The organism is Pseudomonas sp. B14-6 (assembly GCF_013260315.1).
Lineage (GTDB): Bacteria > Pseudomonadota > Gammaproteobacteria > Pseudomonadales > Pseudomonadaceae > Aquipseudomonas > Aquipseudomonas mandelii.
On sequence record NZ_CP053929.1, the window covers coordinates 708,925 to 727,662 of the forward strand.

The window sequence follows — 18,738 nt, forward strand, 5'->3', positions numbered from 1 at the left end:
TCACTTCCTCGGGTCGAAGGCATCGCGAGCGGACTCGCCGATGAACACCAGCAAACTCAACATCAATGCCAACACGGCAAACGCGCTCATGCCCAGCCACGGTGCTTGCAGGTTGGATTTGCCCTGGGCCACCAGTTCACCCAGGGACGGCGCACCCGGCGGCAAACCGAAGCCCAGGAAGTCGAGGGCGGTCAGGGTGCCGATGGCGCCGGTCAAAATGAACGGCATGAAGGTCATGGTCGAAACCATGGCGTTGGGCAGGATGTGGCGGAACATGATCGCGCCATTCTGCATCCCCAGCGCCCGGGCCGCGCGCACATATTCCAGGTTACGCCCGCGCAGGAACTCGGCGCGCACCACGTCCACCAGGCTCATCCACGAGAACAACAGCATGATGCCCAGCAGCCACCAGAAGTTCGGCTGCACGAAACTGGCGAGAATGATCAGCAAATACAACACTGGCAGCCCGGACCAGATTTCCAGGAAACGCTGCCCGGCCAGATCCACCCAGCCGCCATAGAACCCCTGCAAGGCCCCGGCAATCACGCCGATGATCGAACTGAGAATGGTCAGCGTCAGGGCAAACAGTACCGAAATGCGGAAGCCGTAAATCACCCGCGCCAACACATCGCGGCCCTGATCGTCGGTGCCCAGCAGGTTGTCGGCCGAAGGTGGCGCCGGCGCCGGGACCTTCAGATCGTAATTGATGCTTTGGTAGCTGTAGGGGATCGGCGCCCACAGCACCCAGGCATCCTTGGCCTTGAGCAATTCACGGATGTACGGGCTCTTGTAGTTGGCCTCCAGCGGAAATTCTCCGCCGAACGCGGTTTCCGGGTAGCGCTTGAGCGCCGGGAAATACCAGCCGTTGTCGTAATGCACCACCAACGGTTTGTCGTTGGCAATCAGTTCGGCGCCGAGGCTCAGGCCGAACAGCACCAGAAACAGCCACAGCGACCACCAGCCACGCTTGTTGGCCTTGAACAGTTCGAAACGCCGGCGATTGAGCGGGGACAGATTCATCTCAATGCTCCCGGCTTTCGAAGTCGATGCGCGGATCGACAAAGGTGTACGTCAAATCGCCAATCAGTTTCACCACCAGCCCCAGCAACGTGAAGATAAACAGCGTGCCGAACACCACCGGGTAATCGCGGTTGATCGCTGCTTCGAAACTCATCAAACCGAGACCGTCCAGGGAGAAGATCACTTCCACCAGCAGCGAGCCGGTGAAGAAGATCCCGATAAACGCCGACGGGAAGCCGGCGATCACCAGCAGCATCGCATTGCGGAACACATGACCGTAAAGCACACGGTGATTGGTCAGGCCCTTGGCCTTGGCAGTGACCACGTACTGCTTGTTGATTTCGTCGAGGAAGCTGTTTTTGGTCAGCAGGGTCATGGTCGCGAAGTTGCCGATCACCAGCGCGGTCACCGGCAATGCCAGGTGCCAGAAGTAATCGAGAATCTTGCCGCCGGTGCTCAGCTCATCAAAGTTGTTCGACGTCAGTCCCCTGAGCGGGAACCAGTCCAGGTAGCTGCCGCCGGCAAACACCACTATCAGCAGGATCGCAAACAGGAACGCCGGGATCGCGTAACCGACGATGATCAGCGAACTTGTCCAGACGTCAAAGTGGCTGCCGTGTCGCGTTGCCTTGGCGATCCCCAGCGGGATCGACACCAGGTACATGATCAGCGTGCTCCACAGCCCGAGCGAGATCGACACCGGCATCTTTTCCTTGATCAGGTCGATGACCTTGGCGTCGCGGAAGAAACTGTCGCCGAAGTCCAGGGTGGCGTAGTTCTTGATCATGATCCACAAGCGTTCCGGCGCCGATTTGTCGAAGCCGTACATGTGCTCGATTTCCTTGACCAGCATCGGGTCCAGGCCCTGCGCGCCGCGATAGGCCGAGCCGGCCACCGAGACTTCGGCACCGCCGCCGGCAATGCGGCTGGTGGCGCCTTCGAAGCCTTCGAGCTTGGCGATCATCTGCTCCACCGGCCCACCGGGGGCGGCCTGGATGATCACGAAGTTGATCAGCAGAATGCCGAGCAAGGTCGGGATGATCAGCAGCAGTCGCCGAAAAATATACGCCAGCATCTGATTACTCCGTGCCTGCAGGGTCGGCTTGCAGTTTGGTTTCGACTTCTACCGCAGGTTTCGCATCAGGCTTGACCCACCAGGTAGTGGTGCCGATGTCGTACTTGGGAGAGACTTTCGGGCGAGCGATGTGGTTCCAGTACGCCACGCGCCAGGTTTTGATGTGCCAGTTGGGGATCACGTAATAGCCCCATTGCAGCACGCGGTCCAGTGCCCGGGCATGAGCCACCAGACTTTTGCGCGAATCGGCGTTGATCAGTTGTTCGACCAGTTGATCGACCACCGGGTCCTTGAGGCCCATGGAATTGCGGCTACCGGGTTTGTCGGCCGCGGCGGACATCCAGAACTCGCGCTGCTCGTTGCCCGGCGAGTTGGATTGCGGGAAGCTGCCGACGATCATGTCGAAGTCCCGTGAACGCACGCGGTTGATGTACTGCGAGACATCGACCCGACGAATCACCAGGTCAATGCCCAGGTCGCTGAGGTTGCGTTTGAACGGCAGCAGCACGCGTTCGAATTCGGTCTGGGCCAACAGGAACTCGATGGTCACCGGTTTGCCGTTGGCGTCGACCATCTTGTCGTCGACGATCCGCCAGCCCGCCTCTTGCAGCAGTTGGTAGGCTTTGCGCTGCTGGGCGCGGATCATGCCGCTGGCGTCGGTCATCGGGTTCTGGAACGCTTCGCTGAATACCTGCTCGGGGATCTTGCCGCGGAACGGACTCAAAATTTCAAGCTGATCGGCGTCGGGCAGGCCGGTCGCGGCCATTTCCGAGTTTTCGAAGAAACTGCGGGTACGCACGTAGGCGCCGTTGAACAGTTGCTTGTTGGTCCATTCAAAGTCCAGCAGCAACGTAAATGCCTGGCGCACGCGCACGTCCTGGAACACCGGACGGCGCAGGTTGAACACAAAGCCTTGCATGCCGGTCGGGTTGCCGTTCGGGATCTGTTCCTTGTTCAATCGGCCTTCGGTGACCGCCGGGATGTTGTAGGCGTTCGCCCAGTTCTTCGCGCTCATTTCCAGCCAGTAATCGAACTGCCCCGCCTTGAGGGCTTCCAGCGCCACCGTGTTGTCGCGGTAGTAATCGGTGGTCATCACGTCGAAATTGTAGAAACCACGGTTGGCCGGCAGGTCCTTGCCCCAGTAATCCTTGACCCGCTCGTAGCGGATCGAACGCCCGGCCTTCACGTCGGTCACCTTGTAGGGGCCGCTGCCCAACGGTATTTCGAGGTTGCCTTTGTTGAAATCGCGATTGGCCCACCAGTGTTTGGGCAACACCGGCAACTGGCCGAGGATCAGCGGCAGTTCGCGGTTGTTGTTGTGCTTGAACTTGAACAGCACGGTGAGCGGGTCTTCGGCGACCGCTTCCTCGACATCGCTGTAGTAACCGCGATAGAGCGGGGCGCCTTCTTTGGTCAGCATCTGGAAACTGAACACCACGTCTTCGGCGCGCATCGGATGGCCGTCGTGGAAGCGCGCTTCAGGACGCAGGTAGAAGCGCACCCAGCTGTTGTCCGGGGCTTTCTCGATCTTGCCGGCGACCAGCCCGTATTCAGTGAACGGTTCGTCCAGTCCCTGTTTGGCCAAGGTGTCGTAGATCATGCCGATGTCGTCGGCCGGTACGCCTTTGCTGATGAAGGGGTTGAGGCTGTCGAAGCCGCCGAACCCGGCCTGGCGAAAGATTCCGCCCTTGGGGGCGTCGGGGTTCACGTAGTCGAAATGCTTGAAGTCGGCCGGATATTTCGGCGGCTCGTTGTACAGGGTCACGGCGTGTTGCGGGGCGGCGCAGGCCAGCCCGGCGAACAGCAGACCGCTGGCCTGCATCAGCAGTGCGCATAGGGGCTTCATCGATCTTTCTCCGAAGATTTCAGCCACCACGCGGAGAGGCCCAGGGTATAGGGCGGCGTGGTGACGAAGGCGAACCGGTTGCGGTAGGCCAGGCGGTGATAATTGAGGTACCAGTTGGGAATCATGTAGTGCTGCCACAACAAGACCCGGTCCAGGGCTTTGCCGGCGGCCACTTGTTCGTCGCGGGTTTGCGCGGCGAGCAATTGTTCGAGCAGGTGATCGACCACCGGGTTGGCGATGCCGGCGTAGTTTTTACTGCCCTTGACCCCGACCTGGCCGGAATGGAAATACTGCCATTGCTCCAGGCCCGGGCTGAGGGTCTGGTTGAGCGTCATCAGGATCATGTCGAAATCGAACTGATCGAGGCGTTGTTTGTACTGCGCGCGATCCACTGTGCGCAGCCGCGCATCGATGCCAATGTTGGCGAGGTTCTCGACGTAAGGCTGAAGGATGCGCTCCAGGTTCGGGTTGACCAGCAGGATCTCGAGCTTGAGCGGTTGGCCTTTGGCGTTCTCGATCCGTTGTCCATTGAGCTTCCACCCGGCCTCGGCGAGCAGCGCCAGGGCCTTGCGCATGGTTTCCCGAGGGATGCCGCGTCCGTCGGTCTTTGGCAGGCTGAACGGCTCGGTGAGGAGCTTGGCGGGCAATTGCTCGCGATAGGGATTGAGCAACAGCCATTCATGACCGACCGGCAGGCCCGTGGCGGAGAATTCGCTGTTGGGGTAGTAACTCATGGCGCGCTTGTAGGCGCCGCTGAACAGCGTGCGGTTGGTCCACTCGAAGTCGAACATCAGCCCCATGGCTTCACGGACTTTGGTCTCGGAGAAGATCGGGCGCCGGCTATTCATGAACAGACCCTGAGTCTGGGTCGGGATCTGGTGCGGGATCTGCGCCTTGATCACGTCTCCACGGCGCACGGCCGGGAAGTTGTAACCGTTTTCCCAGTTCTTCGCCTGGTGCTCGATGTAAATGTCGAATTCGCCGGCCTTGAAGGCTTCGAACGCCACATCGCTGTCGCGGTAGAACTCGACTTCCATGCGGTCGACGTTGTACTTGCCACGATTGACCGGCAGGTCCTTGCCCCAGTAATCCTTGACCCGCTCGAAAATGATCTGGCGTCCTGGCGTCACCGAGGTGATGCGATAAGGCCCGCTGCCCAGCGGTGGTTCGAAGGTTGTAGCCTTGAAGTCGCGACCTTTCCAGTAATGCTGCGGCAGCACCGGCAATTCGCCCAGGCGCAGGATCTGCAACGGATTGCCGGCACGCTTGAAGACGAATCGAATGCGCTGCGGGTTAAGGATGTCGACCCGCAACACTTCCTGAAGGCTGGTGCGGTACTGCGGGTGACCTTCCTTGAGCAGCAAGCGGTAGGAAAACGCCACGTCGTAGGCGGTAATCGGCGTGCCGTCGTGAAAGCGCGCTTCGGGGCGCAGGTTGAACACCACCCAACTGCGGTCCTCGCTGTACTCCACCGATTGCGCGATCAAGCCATAACTGGAGGTCGGCTCATCGCCGGACGGCGCGTATTGACCGGTGCCGACCATCAGCGGTTCGTTGAGCTCGTTGATGCCGTATTGCAGGAAATTGGCGGTGGAAACCGGGCTTGAGCCCTTGAATGTGTAGGGGTTGAGCGTATCGAAGGTGCCAAACGCCATCACCCGCAACGTACCGCCCTTGGGCGCTTGCGGGTTGACCCAGTCGAAGTGGGTAAATCTGGCCGGGTACTTGAGCGTGCCGAACTGCGCATAACCATGGCTTTCGCTGATCGTCGCGCTTGCGGTGGAGCTCAAGGCCAGGCTGATCAGGAAGAGGAGGAGGGGACGCTTCAAGTCAGAGATCCGATCCAGGCGGCTTGGGCTTTGTGGGCCGTACAGTAACAGCTTGTATCGACAGGAAAAAGACAGGGGGTTAATGCGCTGTTAATTGCCGAGGTGACGATGCGGCAGGTGCTGTGCCTGTGGCGAGGGAGCTTGCTGCCGCTGGGCTGCGAAGCGGCCCCAAAACCTGAAAATTTTTATAATTCCTGACACACCGCATGTTCAGGGTTTACGAGTGCTTCGCAGCCGAGCGGGAGCAAGCGCCCTCGCCACAGTTCCCATGCATCCCCCGATTCCAGCAGAGCTCAAATTGCAGGCGAAAAAAAGCCCCTGGATTCAGGGGCTCGTTTTTAGCGCGGCGAAGAAACTGTCAGCATCTGCCCAGGCTTGAGCGCCTGGCCAACACGCGGATTCCAGCGCTTGAGGTGCTGCATTTCAACGTTGAAGCGTTTGGCGACCATGTATAGCGAATCGCCTTGCTTGACCTTGTATTGGGTCTGCGGCTTCTGTTTGTCGGCTTTGCTGTTGGTCTTGCTGTTCGCCGCCACAACGGTGTTGACGCGACCGCCGCTACGTTTGGCAGTGTCCTGCATCACCAGGGTCTGGCCGACCTTGAGGTTCTTGCCGGTCATCTTGTTCCAGCGCTGCAGGTCCTTGACGTCGACCTTGTTCGCCTTGGCGATGGCGGCCAGGTTGTCGCCGCGTTTGACGCGGTAGGCACGTTTCAGGCTGGCGACTTCGGATTCATCGGCGCCTTCGAAGACCGGCTTGAGCGACTTCTTGCTGATCAACTCTTCAGGACGCATGGTCGAGAGGCTGGCGGTCAGCAACTGCGCCTTGGACGTTGGCACGAGCAAATGCTGGGGGCCGTCGATGGTGGTGCGCTGTTTGAAGGCCGGGTTGAGCTGGAACAACTCGTCTTCGTCGATGTTGGCCACCGCGGCAACCTTGGACAGGTCCATGCGCTGGTTGATTTCGACGACCTGGAAATAAGGTTCGTTGGCGATCGGGTTGAGGTTCACGCCGTAGGCTTCGGGGGCCAGCACAACCTGGGACAAGGCTAGCAGCTTGGGCACGTAAGCCTGGGTTTCGGCTGGCAGCGGCAGGTTCCAGTAATCGGTCGGCAGGCCCAGCTTCTCGTTGCGCTCGATGGCACGGCTGACCGTGCCTTCACCGGCGTTGTAAGCCGCCAGAGCCAGCAACCAGTCACCGTTGAACATGTCGTGCAGGCGGGTCAGGTAATCCATGGCCGCAGTGGTCGAGGCGGTGATGTCGCGACGGCCATCATAGAAGCGGGTCTGACGCAGGTTGAAGTAACGGCCGGTGGAAGGAATGAATTGCCAAAGGCCCACCGCATTGGCCCGGGAGTAGGCCATCGGGTTGTAGGCGCTTTCAATCACTGGCAGCAGCGCCAGTTCCAGCGGCATGTTGCGTTCTTCAAGGCGTTCGACGATGTAGTGAATGTAGAGGCTGCCACGTTCACCGGCGTTTTCAAGGAAGGACGGGTTGCTGGCGAACCACAGGCGCTGTTGCTCGATGCGCGGGTTGACGCCCAGGTTGTCCTGCAACTGGAAGCCCTGGCGCATGCGCTCCCAGACATCCTGTGGAATTTGTGGAGTCGGCTTTTCGCTGAGCCAGATAGGTTTCTGCTTGGCGCGAGCGGCGATGTTCGGAGTGTGTGTCGCTTCGGTCTGCGGCACATGGCTGGAACAGCCCGCCAGAGTGGCGGACACAGCCACCGCTATGGCTTGAGCCAAGCGGGTCAATGCGTCTGAATTGATGGCTTTACGAATAGATGACGACATTGGCTGGAAGTAAGTTCCGGGCAAAAATGTCGGGCGATTCTAGAAAGCGCACCCTCTGCGGTCAACCATTCAGAATTTTTGTACCAACGGGACGGTGACTTAGAACTTATCTTTCCAAGCCCGAAGAGCAGCAAAGACCGCACTCGGAGACCGGTTTTGGGTTCCATTCCGTTCGTCCACTTTTTCTTTAACGGATGTTTCGTCGACACGCAAAAAGGGGTTGGTCAGTTTTTCAAGCGCCAGAGTAGAGGGCAGCGTCATGATTCCGGCCGCACGTTGCTCGGTAACTTTTTCCAGACGTGCGGCGGTGTCAGGATTGCCGGGTTCGACCGCTGCGGCAAATTTCAGATTGCTCAGGGTGTATTCGTGGGTGCAATAGACCAGCGTATCTTCCGGCAGCGCAGCGAGGCGGCTCAGCGAGGTGTGCATCTGCTCGGGCGTGCCTTCAAACAAGCGCCCGCAACCGGCGGCGAAAAGGGTGTCGCCGCAGAACAGCAGGCCGTGGTGATAATAGGCAATATGCCCCAGGGTGTGTCCGGGAACCGCATAGACGTCGAAGTCCCAGCCCAGCACGCTGACACGGTCGTTGTCCTTGAGCGCCACGTCTCGCGCCGGGATGGTTTCGCTGGCTGGACCATAGACTTTCGCGTCTGTCGCTTTTTTCAGCTGCTCGACACCGCCGACATGATCATGATGATGGTGAGTGATCAGGATATCGCTCAGTACCCAACCCTTATGCGCCGCCAGCCATGCTTGCACGGGCGCGGCATCACCCGGATCGACCACGGCGCAGCGCTGGGTGTTGTGGTCCTGTAACAACCAGATGTAGTTGTCGGTGAAGGCGGGCAGGGCACTGATCTGTATCATCGTCGGATTCGCCAAGCTGAAAACAATGGCGCATCTTAGAACTTCCTGGCGCGTTGGAGAATGCAATGACCGATAAAGCGTTCGCTCAGGCCGATCCTGAGTGGCTGAATTTGATCAGCGCGGCCCGTGAATGGCTGTCCGGGCCCATCGGGCAATTTCTGTTGGACGAAGAGCGGCGCATGCTCGAAGACGAGCTGGGCCGCTTCTTCGGTGGCTATCTGGTGCATTACGGCCCGTCGGCCCAGACACCGCCGTCGGCACCCCAGGTTCAGCGCAATGTGCGACTTGGCGCGCCGTTGCCGGGGGTCGAGATCGTCTGCGAAGAGCAGGCATGGCCGTTGAGCGAGCATGCCGCTGATGTGGTGGTGATGCAGCACGGCCTGGATTTCTGCCTGTCGCCCCACGGCTTGCTGCGTGAAGCCGCGAGCAGCGTGCGGCCCGGCGGGCATCTGCTGATCATCGGGATCAACCCCTGGAGCAGCTGGGGCTTGCGCCATGTGTTCGCTCACGACGGCTTGCGCAAGGCGCGCTGCATCTCACCGTCGCGGGTCGGCGACTGGCTGAATCTGCTGGGCTTCGCGCTGGAGAAACGCCGCTTCGGGTGCTATCGTCCGCCGCTTGCGTCACCCGCCTGGCAGGCTCGCCTGGCCGGTTGGGAGCGCAAGGCCGGTGACTGGCAACTGTCGGGCGGCGGCTTCTATTTATTGGTGGCGCGCAAGATCGTTGTTGGCCTGCGACCCGTCCGTCAGGAGCGGCGCGAACCGATGGGCAAGCTGATTCCATTGCCGATGGCCAAGGTCAACCGTCGTAACATCGAGCCGTAATACACTCTTTATTTTCCCGGCCGGGTTCGCCCCGGCCTCGGGCATCGTCGGTCACTGATCGGCGAGCCACCGCATTTTCTGGATAGATTGGCATGAGCGATAGCGTAGAACTCTTCACCGACGGCGCCTGCAAAGGCAACCCTGGCCCTGGCGGCTGGGGCGCGTTGCTGGTGTGCAAAGGCATTGAAAAGGAGCTGTGGGGCGGCGAAGCCAACACCACCAACAACCGCATGGAGCTGATGGGCGCGATTCGTGGCCTGGAAGAACTCAAGCGCTCCTGCGACGTGCTGCTGGTGACCGACTCCCAGTACGTGATGAAAGGCATCAACGAGTGGATGGACAACTGGAAGAAGCGCGGCTGGAAAACGGCGGCGAAGGAACCGGTCAAAAACGCTGACCTCTGGAAACTGCTGGATGAGCAGGTCAACCGCCACAACGTCACCTGGAAATGGGTACGCGGGCACATCGGCCACCATGGCAACGAACGGGCTGACCAACTGGCCAACCGTGGCGTGGATGAAGTGCGCGGGTACAAGCAGGCTTGATCGGTAGTGCCGCCCTTCGCGAGCACTGTCTGCCGGAGATCCATGCAGGAGCGAGGCTTGCCCGCGAAGAAAGCGCCGCGGTGTAACTGAGAGACCGGGTTATCGTTCTTCGCGAGCAAGCTTCGCTCCTCCAGGGTGTCACAGCATCAAGATCGCGGTGGCCAGTTGTTGGTCTGAATACGGTTCGTTGACCACCCCGCGAATCCGCAAAAACGCCGCCTGGATCCGCGCCCCGCGAATCACCCCCTCGCTCGCCACAAACGCTGCCGCATCATCCTTGGCCGCCAGTACGATCTTGTCGTCGCTGAATGAGCCACTGGTGCCTTTGGTGGAGCTCATCGTCAGACTGACGGTGACGTCTGTGCTGATGACAAAACTGGTGGCGTGGGCGCCGGAACCCAGCAAACAGGTACTCAATAAAACCAGCCGTGCAGTCTTCATGACGATTTCAAACCCTGGGTCAGCAAGGGGTGCACGCTAGCAATCCATCGGCTTCCAGACTTTATGAACATTGCTAATGATTGTTAAAAACTGCATGAGCGCCCGTCACCTGGCAGTGCGCGCGCCGGATCCCGCGAGCGTGTTAACATCGCCGCTTTTGCACGATTGACCCGTTGAGAGCTGAGCACTGATGGCCACCAGATCCGTTGTACTCGATACCGAAACCACCGGCATGCCGGTGACCGACGGCCACCGGATTATCGAAATCGGTTGTGTCGAGTTGATCGGTCGGCGCCTGACGGGCCGGCATTTCCACGTTTACCTGCAACCGGATCGCGAGAGTGACGAAGGCGCCATCGGCGTCCACGGCATTACCAACGAATTCCTGGTGGGCAAACCGCGGTTCACTGAAGTGGCCGATGAGTTTTTCGAATTCATCAAAGGCGCGCAGCTGATCATCCATAACGCGGCGTTCGACGTTGGCTTCATCAACAACGAATTCGCCCTGATGGGCCAGCACGACCGTGCGGACATCACGCAACACTGCTCGATCCTCGACACCCTGATGATGGCCCGGGAACGTCACCCGGGGCAGCGCAACAGCCTCGATGCGTTGTGCAAACGTTATGGCGTCGACAACTCCGGTCGTGAACTTCACGGCGCCTTGCTCGACTCCGAGATCCTCGCCGACGTTTACCTGACCATGACCGGCGGCCAGACCAGCCTGTCACTGGCCGGTAATGCGTCCGACGGCAACGGTTCCGGCGAAGGCGCTGACAACTCCGCCACCGAAATCCGCCGCTTGCCGGCCGACCGCCAGCCGACCCGGATCATCCCCGCCAGCGAAGATGACCTGGCCCGGCACGTGGCACGCCTGGAAGCCATCGCCAAGTCCGCCGGCGCCCCGTCGCTGTGGCAGCAGTTGGTCGAGGCCAAGGCGCAGGCTTGAGGCGAATCAGATGTAACAGGGCTTTTGTGGTGAGGGAGCTTCCTTGCCACAAGTAGTCCTGCTGAATGTTGGAGAGTTGATGGCCACATGATGGTGCACTCATTGACCCGCTTCAGGGCATCGTCGCTCGCCACATCCGCTTCAACCCTCTACCCTGAGCATATTGGCAGGCCACGGTCTGCAGCCTCAGGACACTGAGCCTCATGTATAAAGATTTGAAATTCCCGGTCTTGATCGTGCATCGCGACATCAAGGCCGACACCGTCGCCGGTGATCGCGTGCGTGGCATCGCCCGGGAACTGGAGCAGGAAGGCTTCAGCATCGTTTCGGCGGTGGACTACACCGAAGGGCGGCTGGTCGCTTCGACCCATCACGGCCTTTCCTGCATGTTGATCGCCGCCGAAGACGCCAGCGTCCACTCTCATTTGTTACACAATATGGCCGAGCTGATCGGCCTGGCGCGAGTGCGGGCGCCGGACTTGCCGATCTTTGCGCTGGGCGAACAGGTCACGCTGGAAAACGCCCCGGCCGATGCCATGGCCGAACTCAATCAACTGCGCGGCATTCTCTATCTGTTCGAAGACACCGTGCCCTTTCTGGCGCGGCAAGTGGCCCGGGCGGCCCGTAAATACCTGGATGGTTTGCTTCCGCCGTTTTTCAAGGCGCTGGTGCAACACACCGCCGATTCCAACTATTCCTGGCACACACCCGGCCATGGCGGTGGCGTGGCGTATCACAAGAGCCCGGTGGGGCAGGCGTTTCACCAGTTTTTCGGGGAAAACACCCTGCGCTCGGACTTGTCGGTGTCGGTGCCGGAACTGGGTTCCTTGCTCGATCACACCGGCCCGCTCGCCGAAGCGGAAGCCAGGGCTGCGCGCAATTTCGGCGCCGATCACACCTTTTTCGTGATCAATGGCACCTCGACCGCCAACAAGATCGTCTGGCATTCGATGGTCGCTCGCGATGACCTGGTACTGGTGGACCGCAACTGCCACAAATCGGTACTGCACTCGATCATCATGACCGGCGCGATTCCGTTGTACCTGTGCCCGGAGCGCAATGAACTGGGGATCATCGGACCGATTCCGCTGAGCGAGTTCAGCCGCGAATCGATTCAGGCAAAGATCGACGCCAGCCCGCTGACCCAGGGGCGTGAGCTCAAGGTCAAGTTGGCCGTGGTGACCAATTCGACCTACGATGGCCTTTGCTACAACGCCGAACTGATCAAGCAGAGCCTGGGCAACAGCGTCGAGGTCCTGCATTTCGACGAGGCCTGGTATGCCTACGCGGCGTTCCACGAGTTTTTCGCCGGTCGTTATGGCATGGGCACGTCCCGTAGCGAAGACAGCCCGCTGGTATTCACCACGCATTCCACACACAAACTGTTGGCCGCGTTCAGCCAGGCCTCGATGATTCATGTTCAGGACGGGGGTGCGCGGCAACTGGATCGCGATCGCTTCAATGAAGCATTCATGATGCACATCTCGACGTCGCCGCAGTACAGCATCATCGCTTCGCTGGACGTGGCATCGGCGATGATGGAAGGCCCGGCCGGGCGTTCGCTGTTGCAGGAAATGTTCGACGAAGCCCTGAGTTTTCGCCGGGCGCTGGCCAATCTGCGCCAGCACATCGCTGCGGACGACTGGTGGTTTTCCATCTGGCAGCCACCGTCGGTGGAAGGCATCGAGCGTGTGGTCACCGAAGACTGGCTGCTGCAACCCGACGCCGACTGGCATGGCTTTGGTGGGGTGACTGACGATTACGTGTTGCTTGATCCGATTAAAGTCACCTTGGTGATGCCTGGCCTGACGGCGGGCGGTGCGCTGAGCGAACGCGGGATTCCGGCGGCCGTGGTCAGCAAGTTCCTTTGGGAGCGCGGGCTGGTGGTCGAGAAGACCGGCCTTTATTCATTCCTGGTGCTGTTCTCGATGGGCATCACCAAGGGCAAATGGAGCACGTTGCTGACCGAATTGTTGGAGTTCAAGCGCAGTTACGACGCCAATGTCAGTCTGGCGTCGTGCCTGCCATGCGTGGCGCAACAGAACGTCGCGCGTTATCAGGGCATGGGTTTGCGGGATTTGTGCGATCAACTGCACGCCTGTTATCGCAGCAATGCCACGGCCAAGCACCTCAAACGCATGTACACCGTGTTGCCGGAAATCGCCATGAAACCGGCTGACGCCTATGATCATTTGGTGCGGGGTGAGGTGGAAGCAGTGTCGATCGATGCCCTGGAAGGGCGAATTGCCGCGGTGATGCTGGTGCCGTACCCACCCGGCATCCCGCTGATCATGCCGGGGGAGCGGTTCACCGAGTCGACCCGGTCGATCATCGATTACCTGTCGTTTGCTCGCACGTTTGACAGCAGCTTCCCCGGGTTTGTCGTTGATGTGCACGGACTGCAACACGAAGACGAGGGCAATGGACGGCATTACACCGTCGATTGCATCAAGGAATGAGGACCTTTCCCAGCATGCAACCGATCATGAATCCCAAATACCCAGGACTCTCGGTGCGTGTCGCCGATGAGGGGTTTGCGCCCTATATCTGGGGCAGCGATTTCAGTTTTGAAGTCGCGGCCTATGGTGCAGCTGAAATCGGCAAACCGGTGGAGCAGTGGCGGGTCACGCCGATCACCCCTTATCGAAAGTGCTACGGGATTGATCCCGAGGAGTTCAGCAGTTTTCGCGATGCCGCCGACAGTGCGGTGTTCATGGCCTATCTCGATGACGAGCCCGTCGGTCATCTGGTGGTCAGCACCAACTGGAACGGCTTTGCCCATATCGATGAGTTGGCCGTGCATGCGCCAGCGCGCCGTCACGGTGTGGCCAAGGCGTTGCTGGATGTGGCGCAGTTCTGGAGTCGCAAGAAGAAGTTGCCGGGCATCATGCTCGAAACCCAGAACAACAATCTGGGCGCCTGTCGACTCTATGAGCGCTGTGGTTTCGTGATAGGCGGGATCGATCATCTGCGTTATCGCGGCATCGACCCGAACACCGCCGAAGTCGCGCTGTTCTGGTATCGCCTGTTCGATAATCCGCTGGAAAACCCGCTCAGCTCGACAACATCGCCACGGCTTGTTCCGTGAGGATGTCCAGCAGCACCTGAACGGCGGGCATGGGCTCGCCGTTCTTCAGGGTCAGGGCATAGAGGCTGATCGGCACCGCAGGCGCCAAGGGGCAGGCATCCAGGCCGCTCGACTTGGCCCCAAGGGCGGTGAAGGGGTCGACAATCGCCAGGCCTTCGCCGGCCTCGACCATGCTGCGCATCATCTGATGAGTCTGCACCCGCGTCTGGATGACCGGTGCAGGGCGCAAGGCATGCAATTTGTTATCGAGCGCCGGGCTTAGCGGATCATGACCTTCCAGGCCAACCATCGACTGGCCGGCCAGATCCTGCAACGAAATGTACTTCTGTTTCGGTTGCAGCCAGCCATGGGGCGCCAACAGCTGGAGCTTGCCTTGGGCAATCACTTGGCAATAGATGTCGGCGTGGTCGGGATCGTGCAGGCTCAGCCCCAGATCGCTTTCACGCAGCAGCAGGCTTCTGACGATCTCGCGGGTGGGTTGGCTCAGCAGGGTGCAAGCCGCATCGGGAAGGCGTCGGCGCAGGGCGGCGATGCTGTGGGGCAATAACTGCTGGGCCAGCGGCGGGGTGCAGATGATGCGCAGCGGGTGCGCCTGATACTGCTTGAGGCTGCTGGCCAGGCGCTGGACCGGCTCAAGCGCGTCATACACGCGGGCGATTTCAACCTGCAGCTCCCGCGCCTCGCGCGTCGCCTGCAAACGTCCACGCACGCTGGAAAACAGCATAAATCCCAGCTGATCCTCGGCGTCGCGCAAAATGCCTTCGACCTCGGCCACCGGCAACTGCAGCCATTCGGCGGCGGTGCCCAGATGACCGGTCTGCAAGAGCGCGTGGATCACTTCGATATGACGTAAACGCATGCGTGAAGTCCATGTTCAGCAGGTGAGGGAGTCAGTGACTGAATCCTAACTCAAGTGCGCGCATATGACTTCTGCTCATAACGCGGGGTTATGAGGCGGCGTTGATTTCCGGCCGGCTGCCGACATAGGTGTCGGGCTCGCGCACGATGGTGATTTTCGATTGCACCAGCTGAAACTGGTTGTCGTCGAGCTTATCGACGCGATCGCCAATAGCCAGTTTGTAGGTGGTCACAGGCGCCGAGCCAGTGAGTCCGTCATGCGAGGGGGTGGATTCCTGGAACTCATGCACGGAATAAACGCGGCCTTCCGCGTCTCTTGCATGGAACTGACCGACGAGTACTGCTGCCATCTGCTTAGAACCTCTGGAGATAAATCACTCAATTTGCGGTTCTGTAGACCGTGGTTAAGCGAAGTAAGTTTTCCTACAGGAAAAAAATAGTCAGGGGCGGTGAATTCAACAGCCCACTGGGTGAATCGTCATCTATAACTACAAGTCTTTCCCATCGAACAGTCGAGAATCTTCAATGAGCAACGTCTACACGATCGCCGTACTGGTCGGCAGCTTGAGAAAGGAATCAATCAACCGCAAGGTTGCGCTCGCCCTGGCCGACCTGGCGCCTGCCAATCTCAAGCTCACCATCGTCGAAATCGGCGATCTGGCGCTCTACAACGAAGACATTGACGGGACTTCACCGCCGGCAGCCTACAGCACTTTCCGACAACAAGTGAGTTCATCCGACGCAGTGCTGTTCGTCACCCCTGAATACAACCGCTCGGTGCCGGCACCGCTGAAGAATGCGATTGACGTGGGATCGCGTCCCTATGGCAAGAGCGCCTGGAGCGGCAAGCCAGGAGCGGTGATCAGCGTTTCGCCGGGGGCTGTCGGCGGGTTTGGGGCCAACCATCACTTGCGTCAGTCAATGGTGTTTCTGGACGTGCCGTGCATGCAGCAGCCGGAAGCCTATCTGGGGGGCGCAGGTTCGGCGTTCGATGAGTCGGGCAAATTGTCCGAATCGGTGAGGCCGTTCTTGCAGAATTTCATCAATGCGTATGGCAAATGGGTCGAGCAGCATAAGAAAGAGTGACCTGAACGCAACACATCCCCTGTAGCAGCTGCCAGGTTGTTCAGTCTTTGCTTTACTGCATATTCGGAATTCCATATATTCACGCCTCGTTTTTCCAGAGGCGTTTACCCGCATGCTTATAGCGTCGCTGATTTTCCTGCTGACCATCACCCTGGTGATCTGGCAACCCAAAGGCCTGGGGGTTGGCTGGAGTGCGACATTCGGCGCCGTGCTGGCGCTGATTTTCGGGGTGGTGCATCTGGCTGATATCCCGATTGTGTGGCAGATCATCTGGAACGCCACCGGCACCTTCGTGGCGCTGATCATCATCAGTCTGTTGCTGGATGAGGCGGGATTCTTTGCCTGGGCAGCCTTGCATGTGGCCCGTTGGGGAAAGGGCAGCGGGCGCAAACTCTTCGCTTATATGGTGCTGCTCGGGGCGCTGGTGTCGGCGTTGTTCGCCAATGACGGTGCGGCGCTGATTCTCACCCCGATCGTGATTTCCATGCTGCTGGCGCTACGCTTTTCCCCGGCGGCGACGTTGGCATTCGTGATGGGCGCCGGGTTCATCGCCGATACCGCGAGCCTGCCGTTGGTGGTGTCGAACCTGGTGAACATCGTTTCGGCGGACTACTTCGATATCACCTTCAACCGCTATGCGGCGGTGATGATTCCGGTCAACTTCGTCAGCGTCGCCGCCACGCTGGCGATGCTGATGTGGTTTTTTCGTCGTGACATCCCCAAGGCTTACGACCCCGAGCAACTGGAACATCCGTCGACGGCGATCCATGACAAGGCGACGTTTTATGCCGGTTGGGCAGTGCTGGCCATCCTGTTGATCGGCTGCTTCGCCCTTGAGCCGCTGGGCATTCCGATCAGTGCCATTTCCGCTGTCTGTGCCGCGTTGCTGCTGGCCATCGCCGCCCGTGGCCACAAGATCTCCACGCGCAAGGTGATGAAAGAAGCGCCATGGCAGATCGTGATTTTCTCGTTGGGCATGTACCTGGTGGTCTATGGCCTGCGCAATGCCGGGCTCACCGGGTATCTGGCGGGGTGGCTGGACGGGTTCGCGCAGTACGGCGTTTGGGGCGCGGCGATGGGCACGGGCGTGCTGACGGCGCTGTTGTCGTCGATGATGAACAACTTGCCGACGGTGTTGATTGGTTTGCTGTCGATCGATGCCAGCCAGGCCACGGGAGTGGTGAAGGAAGCGATGATTTATGCCAACGTCATTGGCAGCGACCTGGGGCCGAAAATCACGCCGATTGGCAGTCTGGCGACGCTGTTGTGGTTGCATGTACTGCAACGCAAGAACATTCAGATCGGCTGGGGGTACTACTTCAAGGTCGGGGTGGTGTTGACGGTGCCGGTGTTGTTGGTGACGTTGGCGGCTTTGGCTTTGCGGTTATCCATTTAGAACGGGGTGGCTTCTTCGCGGGCAAGCCTCGCTCCTACAGGATTTATGACGAATGCAAATTCAGCGAACGATACAAAACCTGTAGTAGCGAGGCTTGCCCGCGAAGGGGCCAACCCAGGCACTACAAGTCTCAACCACTGCCCGGCACGTTCGGCCAAAGATCCGCCACCAGAAACAACCGTTCCGCTTCCTCCCAATCCCCATCCGCGTTCTCGATCAGGCGCACCATCAACTGCGCCGGGGCCAAAGGCTCCAGGTCACTGAGCCATGCGTCCAGCTGCCCGGTGTTCCAGGTCTGTTCCGCCGGGTAATGCGCCGGCGCCAGCCACGCATGGCGGGGCAGGGGTTGCCAGCGGCCGAACGGGCGCTGCACGACAAAGTCCGCCCAGTCTTTCTGATGCAGCCAGCTGCCGCGCAGATGCTGTGGATGGGCACCGTGGGGGGCTCGGCTTGTCCTGGCCACGGATACAGCAGATAACCGCCCAGCCACAGATGCGCGCTGAACTGCTGAATATCCAGCGCCGCCAGCACCTCGCGACTCTCGGGGCGGGCGGAAATCGGCAGTTGGTGTTGCGTCAGATGCGCCAGTTTGCGGTCCAGTCGATCATGACAACCTGGTCCGAGCCACTGCGCCGTGTCCTGTCCGTCACCATTCTGCGGCCCCAGATACAGCTTGATCGCCAGTTCCAGATGATGCACGCCGTCGCGGTCGCGCAACAGCATGTCCAGCTCGCCCAAGGTGTGGCCTTCGCGGCGGATCGGCATGTTGGCGGCAATCAACTCGATACCCGGCGCATGGCGCACGGCGTATTGCCACAAGCGTTCGTAATACAGGCCCAGTCGCCGGGTCCTGGCCTGCGCCAGCCAGTGCAGCAAGTCGTAACTGTCGCGGTCGAGTTGCTTCAGCCAGCGTTCCAGCTGCTCAGGTGCCTGCACCCAGTCGCTGCCGGCCAGCGGATGGCGTTGCGGCCACGGAGTGGTGTCGAGCATCGGCGGCGCGAGGATGACCCAGGCAAGGTCGCGCACCTCGGGGTGGCGCAACTGGTGGGGTAACTGGAGCAAATCGGGAAATAGGATCATCTTGCGAGCATAGCTCTAAACATGAGTACACCCTTGTGGCT

The 18,738-nt window shown here is 59.9% G+C and carries 16 protein-coding genes and 1 pseudogene; 7 read left to right on the forward strand and 10 right to left on the reverse strand.

Annotated features, from left to right (window positions below):
* The 6 genes from HP062_RS03325 to gloB form a co-directional block, all read right to left on the reverse strand.
* The gene (locus HP062_RS03325; RefSeq protein WP_010459784.1) at window positions 1-1,020 is read right to left on the reverse strand and encodes an ABC transporter permease; all 1,020 of its coding nucleotides are present in this window, start codon (window positions 1,018-1,020) and stop codon (window positions 1-3) included.
* 1 nt (window position 1,021) lies between these two features.
* The gene (locus tag HP062_RS03330) at window positions 1,022-2,095 is read right to left on the reverse strand and encodes a microcin C ABC transporter permease YejB (protein ID WP_010459785.1); all 1,074 of its coding nucleotides are present in this window, start codon (window positions 2,093-2,095) and stop codon (window positions 1,022-1,024) included.
* Window positions 2,096-2,099: 4 nt separating this feature from the next.
* The gene (locus tag HP062_RS03335) at window positions 2,100-3,941 is read right to left on the reverse strand and encodes an extracellular solute-binding protein (RefSeq protein WP_077749642.1); all 1,842 of its coding nucleotides are present in this window, start codon (window positions 3,939-3,941) and stop codon (window positions 2,100-2,102) included.
* Complete coding sequence (locus HP062_RS03340) at window positions 3,938-5,746, reverse strand: extracellular solute-binding protein (protein ID WP_372242833.1); 1,809 nt, start codon at window positions 5,744-5,746, stop codon at window positions 3,938-3,940. The genes HP062_RS03335 and HP062_RS03340 overlap by 4 nt, the downstream gene beginning before the upstream one ends.
* A 362-nt stretch (window positions 5,747-6,108) precedes the next feature.
* Entirely contained in the window at window positions 6,109-7,563 is a 1,455-nt protein-coding gene (locus tag HP062_RS03345) for a transglycosylase SLT domain-containing protein (RefSeq protein WP_154911790.1), read from the reverse strand.
* Between the two features lie 99 nt (window positions 7,564-7,662).
* A complete protein-coding gene (gene gloB / locus HP062_RS03350) occupies window positions 7,663-8,430 on the reverse strand; it encodes a hydroxyacylglutathione hydrolase (protein ID WP_010459793.1) in 768 nt (255 codons plus the stop codon).
* A 65-nt stretch (window positions 8,431-8,495) separates the two neighbouring features.
* Here gloB and HP062_RS03355 point away from each other — a divergent pair, with 65 nt between their 5' ends.
* Together HP062_RS03355 and rnhA are read left to right on the forward strand one after the other, a co-directional pair.
* Window positions 8,496-9,254: a class I SAM-dependent methyltransferase gene (locus HP062_RS03355; protein ID WP_010459795.1), complete on the forward strand. Its 759-nt coding sequence runs from the start codon at window positions 8,496-8,498 to the stop codon at window positions 9,252-9,254.
* Between the two features lie 92 nt (window positions 9,255-9,346).
* Window positions 9,347-9,799 carry a ribonuclease HI gene (gene rnhA, locus HP062_RS03360; RefSeq protein ID WP_008152099.1) on the forward strand — a complete coding sequence of 151 codons (453 nt, stop codon included), beginning with the start codon at window positions 9,347-9,349 and terminating at the stop codon, window positions 9,797-9,799.
* Between the two features lie 138 nt (window positions 9,800-9,937).
* On the opposite strand, the gene HP062_RS03365 is transcribed toward rnhA, so the two are convergent.
* Window positions 9,938-10,240 carry a DUF2388 domain-containing protein gene (locus HP062_RS03365; RefSeq protein WP_049870729.1) on the reverse strand — a complete coding sequence of 101 codons (303 nt, stop codon included), beginning with the start codon at window positions 10,238-10,240 and terminating at the stop codon, window positions 9,938-9,940.
* A 190-nt stretch (window positions 10,241-10,430) separates the two neighbouring features.
* On the opposite strand from HP062_RS03365, the gene dnaQ reads away from it, so the two are divergent.
* The 3 genes from dnaQ (at window position 10,431) to HP062_RS03380 (ending at window position 14,277) form a co-directional block, all read left to right on the forward strand.
* A complete protein-coding gene (gene dnaQ / locus HP062_RS03370) occupies window positions 10,431-11,189 on the forward strand; it encodes a DNA polymerase III subunit epsilon (RefSeq protein WP_010459800.1) in 759 nt (252 codons plus the stop codon).
* Window positions 11,190-11,392: 203 nt separating this feature from the next.
* Window positions 11,393-13,648 carry an Orn/Lys/Arg decarboxylase N-terminal domain-containing protein gene (locus tag HP062_RS03375; RefSeq protein WP_172790823.1) on the forward strand — a complete coding sequence of 752 codons (2,256 nt, stop codon included), beginning with the start codon at window positions 11,393-11,395 and terminating at the stop codon, window positions 13,646-13,648.
* Window positions 13,649-13,662: 14 nt separating this feature from the next.
* Window positions 13,663-14,277 (forward strand): GNAT family N-acetyltransferase, encoded by a 615-nt coding sequence (locus HP062_RS03380; protein ID WP_010459805.1) that lies wholly within the window; start codon window positions 13,663-13,665, stop codon window positions 14,275-14,277.
* Here HP062_RS03380 and HP062_RS03385 read toward each other — a convergent pair.
* Complete coding sequence (locus tag HP062_RS03385; RefSeq protein ID WP_010459807.1) at window positions 14,243-15,136, reverse strand: LysR substrate-binding domain-containing protein; 894 nt, start codon at window positions 15,134-15,136, stop codon at window positions 14,243-14,245. The genes HP062_RS03380 and HP062_RS03385 overlap by 35 nt on opposite strands.
* 88 nt (window positions 15,137-15,224) lie before the next feature.
* Window positions 15,225-15,485 (reverse strand): hypothetical protein, encoded by a 261-nt coding sequence (locus HP062_RS03390; RefSeq protein ID WP_077749645.1) that lies wholly within the window; start codon window positions 15,483-15,485, stop codon window positions 15,225-15,227.
* A gap of 175 nt (window positions 15,486-15,660) precedes the next feature.
* Between HP062_RS03390 and HP062_RS03395 the strand changes: the two genes are divergently transcribed.
* Both HP062_RS03395 and HP062_RS03400 read left to right on the forward strand, forming a co-directional pair.
* Window positions 15,661-16,221 (forward strand): NADPH-dependent FMN reductase, encoded by a 561-nt coding sequence (locus HP062_RS03395; protein ID WP_154911789.1) that lies wholly within the window; start codon window positions 15,661-15,663, stop codon window positions 16,219-16,221.
* Between the two features lie 112 nt (window positions 16,222-16,333).
* On the forward strand, window positions 16,334-17,617 hold the full coding sequence (locus HP062_RS03400) for an arsenic transporter (RefSeq protein ID WP_010459813.1): 1,284 nt from the start codon (window positions 16,334-16,336) through the stop codon (window positions 17,615-17,617).
* Window positions 17,618-17,747: 130 nt separating this feature from the next.
* Here HP062_RS03400 and HP062_RS03405 read toward each other — a convergent pair.
* Window positions 17,748-18,697: pseudogene (locus HP062_RS03405) on the reverse strand (DUF1853 family protein).
* Window positions 18,698-18,738: the final 41 nt, after the last annotated feature.

What these genes read in the sequence shown, in the direction of transcription:
- HP062_RS03380 (WP_010459805.1), top strand. Translation starts at nt 13,663, where the DNA reads ATGCAACCGATCATGAATCCCAAATACCCAGGACTCTCGGTGCGTGTC.
- HP062_RS03335 (WP_077749642.1), bottom strand. Translation starts at nt 3,941, where the DNA reads ATGAAGCCCCTATGCGCACTGCTGATGCAGGCCAGCGGTCTGCTGTTC.
- HP062_RS03330 (WP_010459785.1), bottom strand. Translation starts at nt 2,095, where the DNA reads ATGCTGGCGTATATTTTTCGGCGACTGCTGCTGATCATCCCGACCTTG.
- dnaQ (WP_010459800.1), top strand. Translation starts at nt 10,431, where the DNA reads ATGGCCACCAGATCCGTTGTACTCGATACCGAAACCACCGGCATGCCG.
- HP062_RS03395 (WP_154911789.1), top strand. Translation starts at nt 15,661, where the DNA reads ATGAGCAACGTCTACACGATCGCCGTACTGGTCGGCAGCTTGAGAAAG.
- HP062_RS03375 (WP_172790823.1), top strand. Translation starts at nt 11,393, where the DNA reads ATGTATAAAGATTTGAAATTCCCGGTCTTGATCGTGCATCGCGACATC.
- HP062_RS03365 (WP_049870729.1), bottom strand. Translation starts at nt 10,240, where the DNA reads ATGAAGACTGCACGGCTGGTTTTATTGAGTACCTGTTTGCTGGGTTCC.
- HP062_RS03385 (WP_010459807.1), bottom strand. Translation starts at nt 15,136, where the DNA reads ATGCGTTTACGTCATATCGAAGTGATCCACGCGCTCTTGCAGACCGGT.
- HP062_RS03345 (WP_154911790.1), bottom strand. Translation starts at nt 7,563, where the DNA reads ATGTCGTCATCTATTCGTAAAGCCATCAATTCAGACGCATTGACCCGC.
- HP062_RS03390 (WP_077749645.1), bottom strand. Translation starts at nt 15,485, where the DNA reads ATGGCAGCAGTACTCGTCGGTCAGTTCCATGCAAGAGACGCGGAAGGC.
- HP062_RS03400 (WP_010459813.1), top strand. Translation starts at nt 16,334, where the DNA reads ATGCTTATAGCGTCGCTGATTTTCCTGCTGACCATCACCCTGGTGATC.
- HP062_RS03325 (WP_010459784.1), bottom strand. Translation starts at nt 1,020, where the DNA reads ATGAATCTGTCCCCGCTCAATCGCCGGCGTTTCGAACTGTTCAAGGCC.
- rnhA (WP_008152099.1), top strand. Translation starts at nt 9,347, where the DNA reads ATGAGCGATAGCGTAGAACTCTTCACCGACGGCGCCTGCAAAGGCAAC.
- gloB (WP_010459793.1), bottom strand. Translation starts at nt 8,430, where the DNA reads ATGATACAGATCAGTGCCCTGCCCGCCTTCACCGACAACTACATCTGG.
- HP062_RS03355 (WP_010459795.1), top strand. Translation starts at nt 8,496, where the DNA reads ATGACCGATAAAGCGTTCGCTCAGGCCGATCCTGAGTGGCTGAATTTG.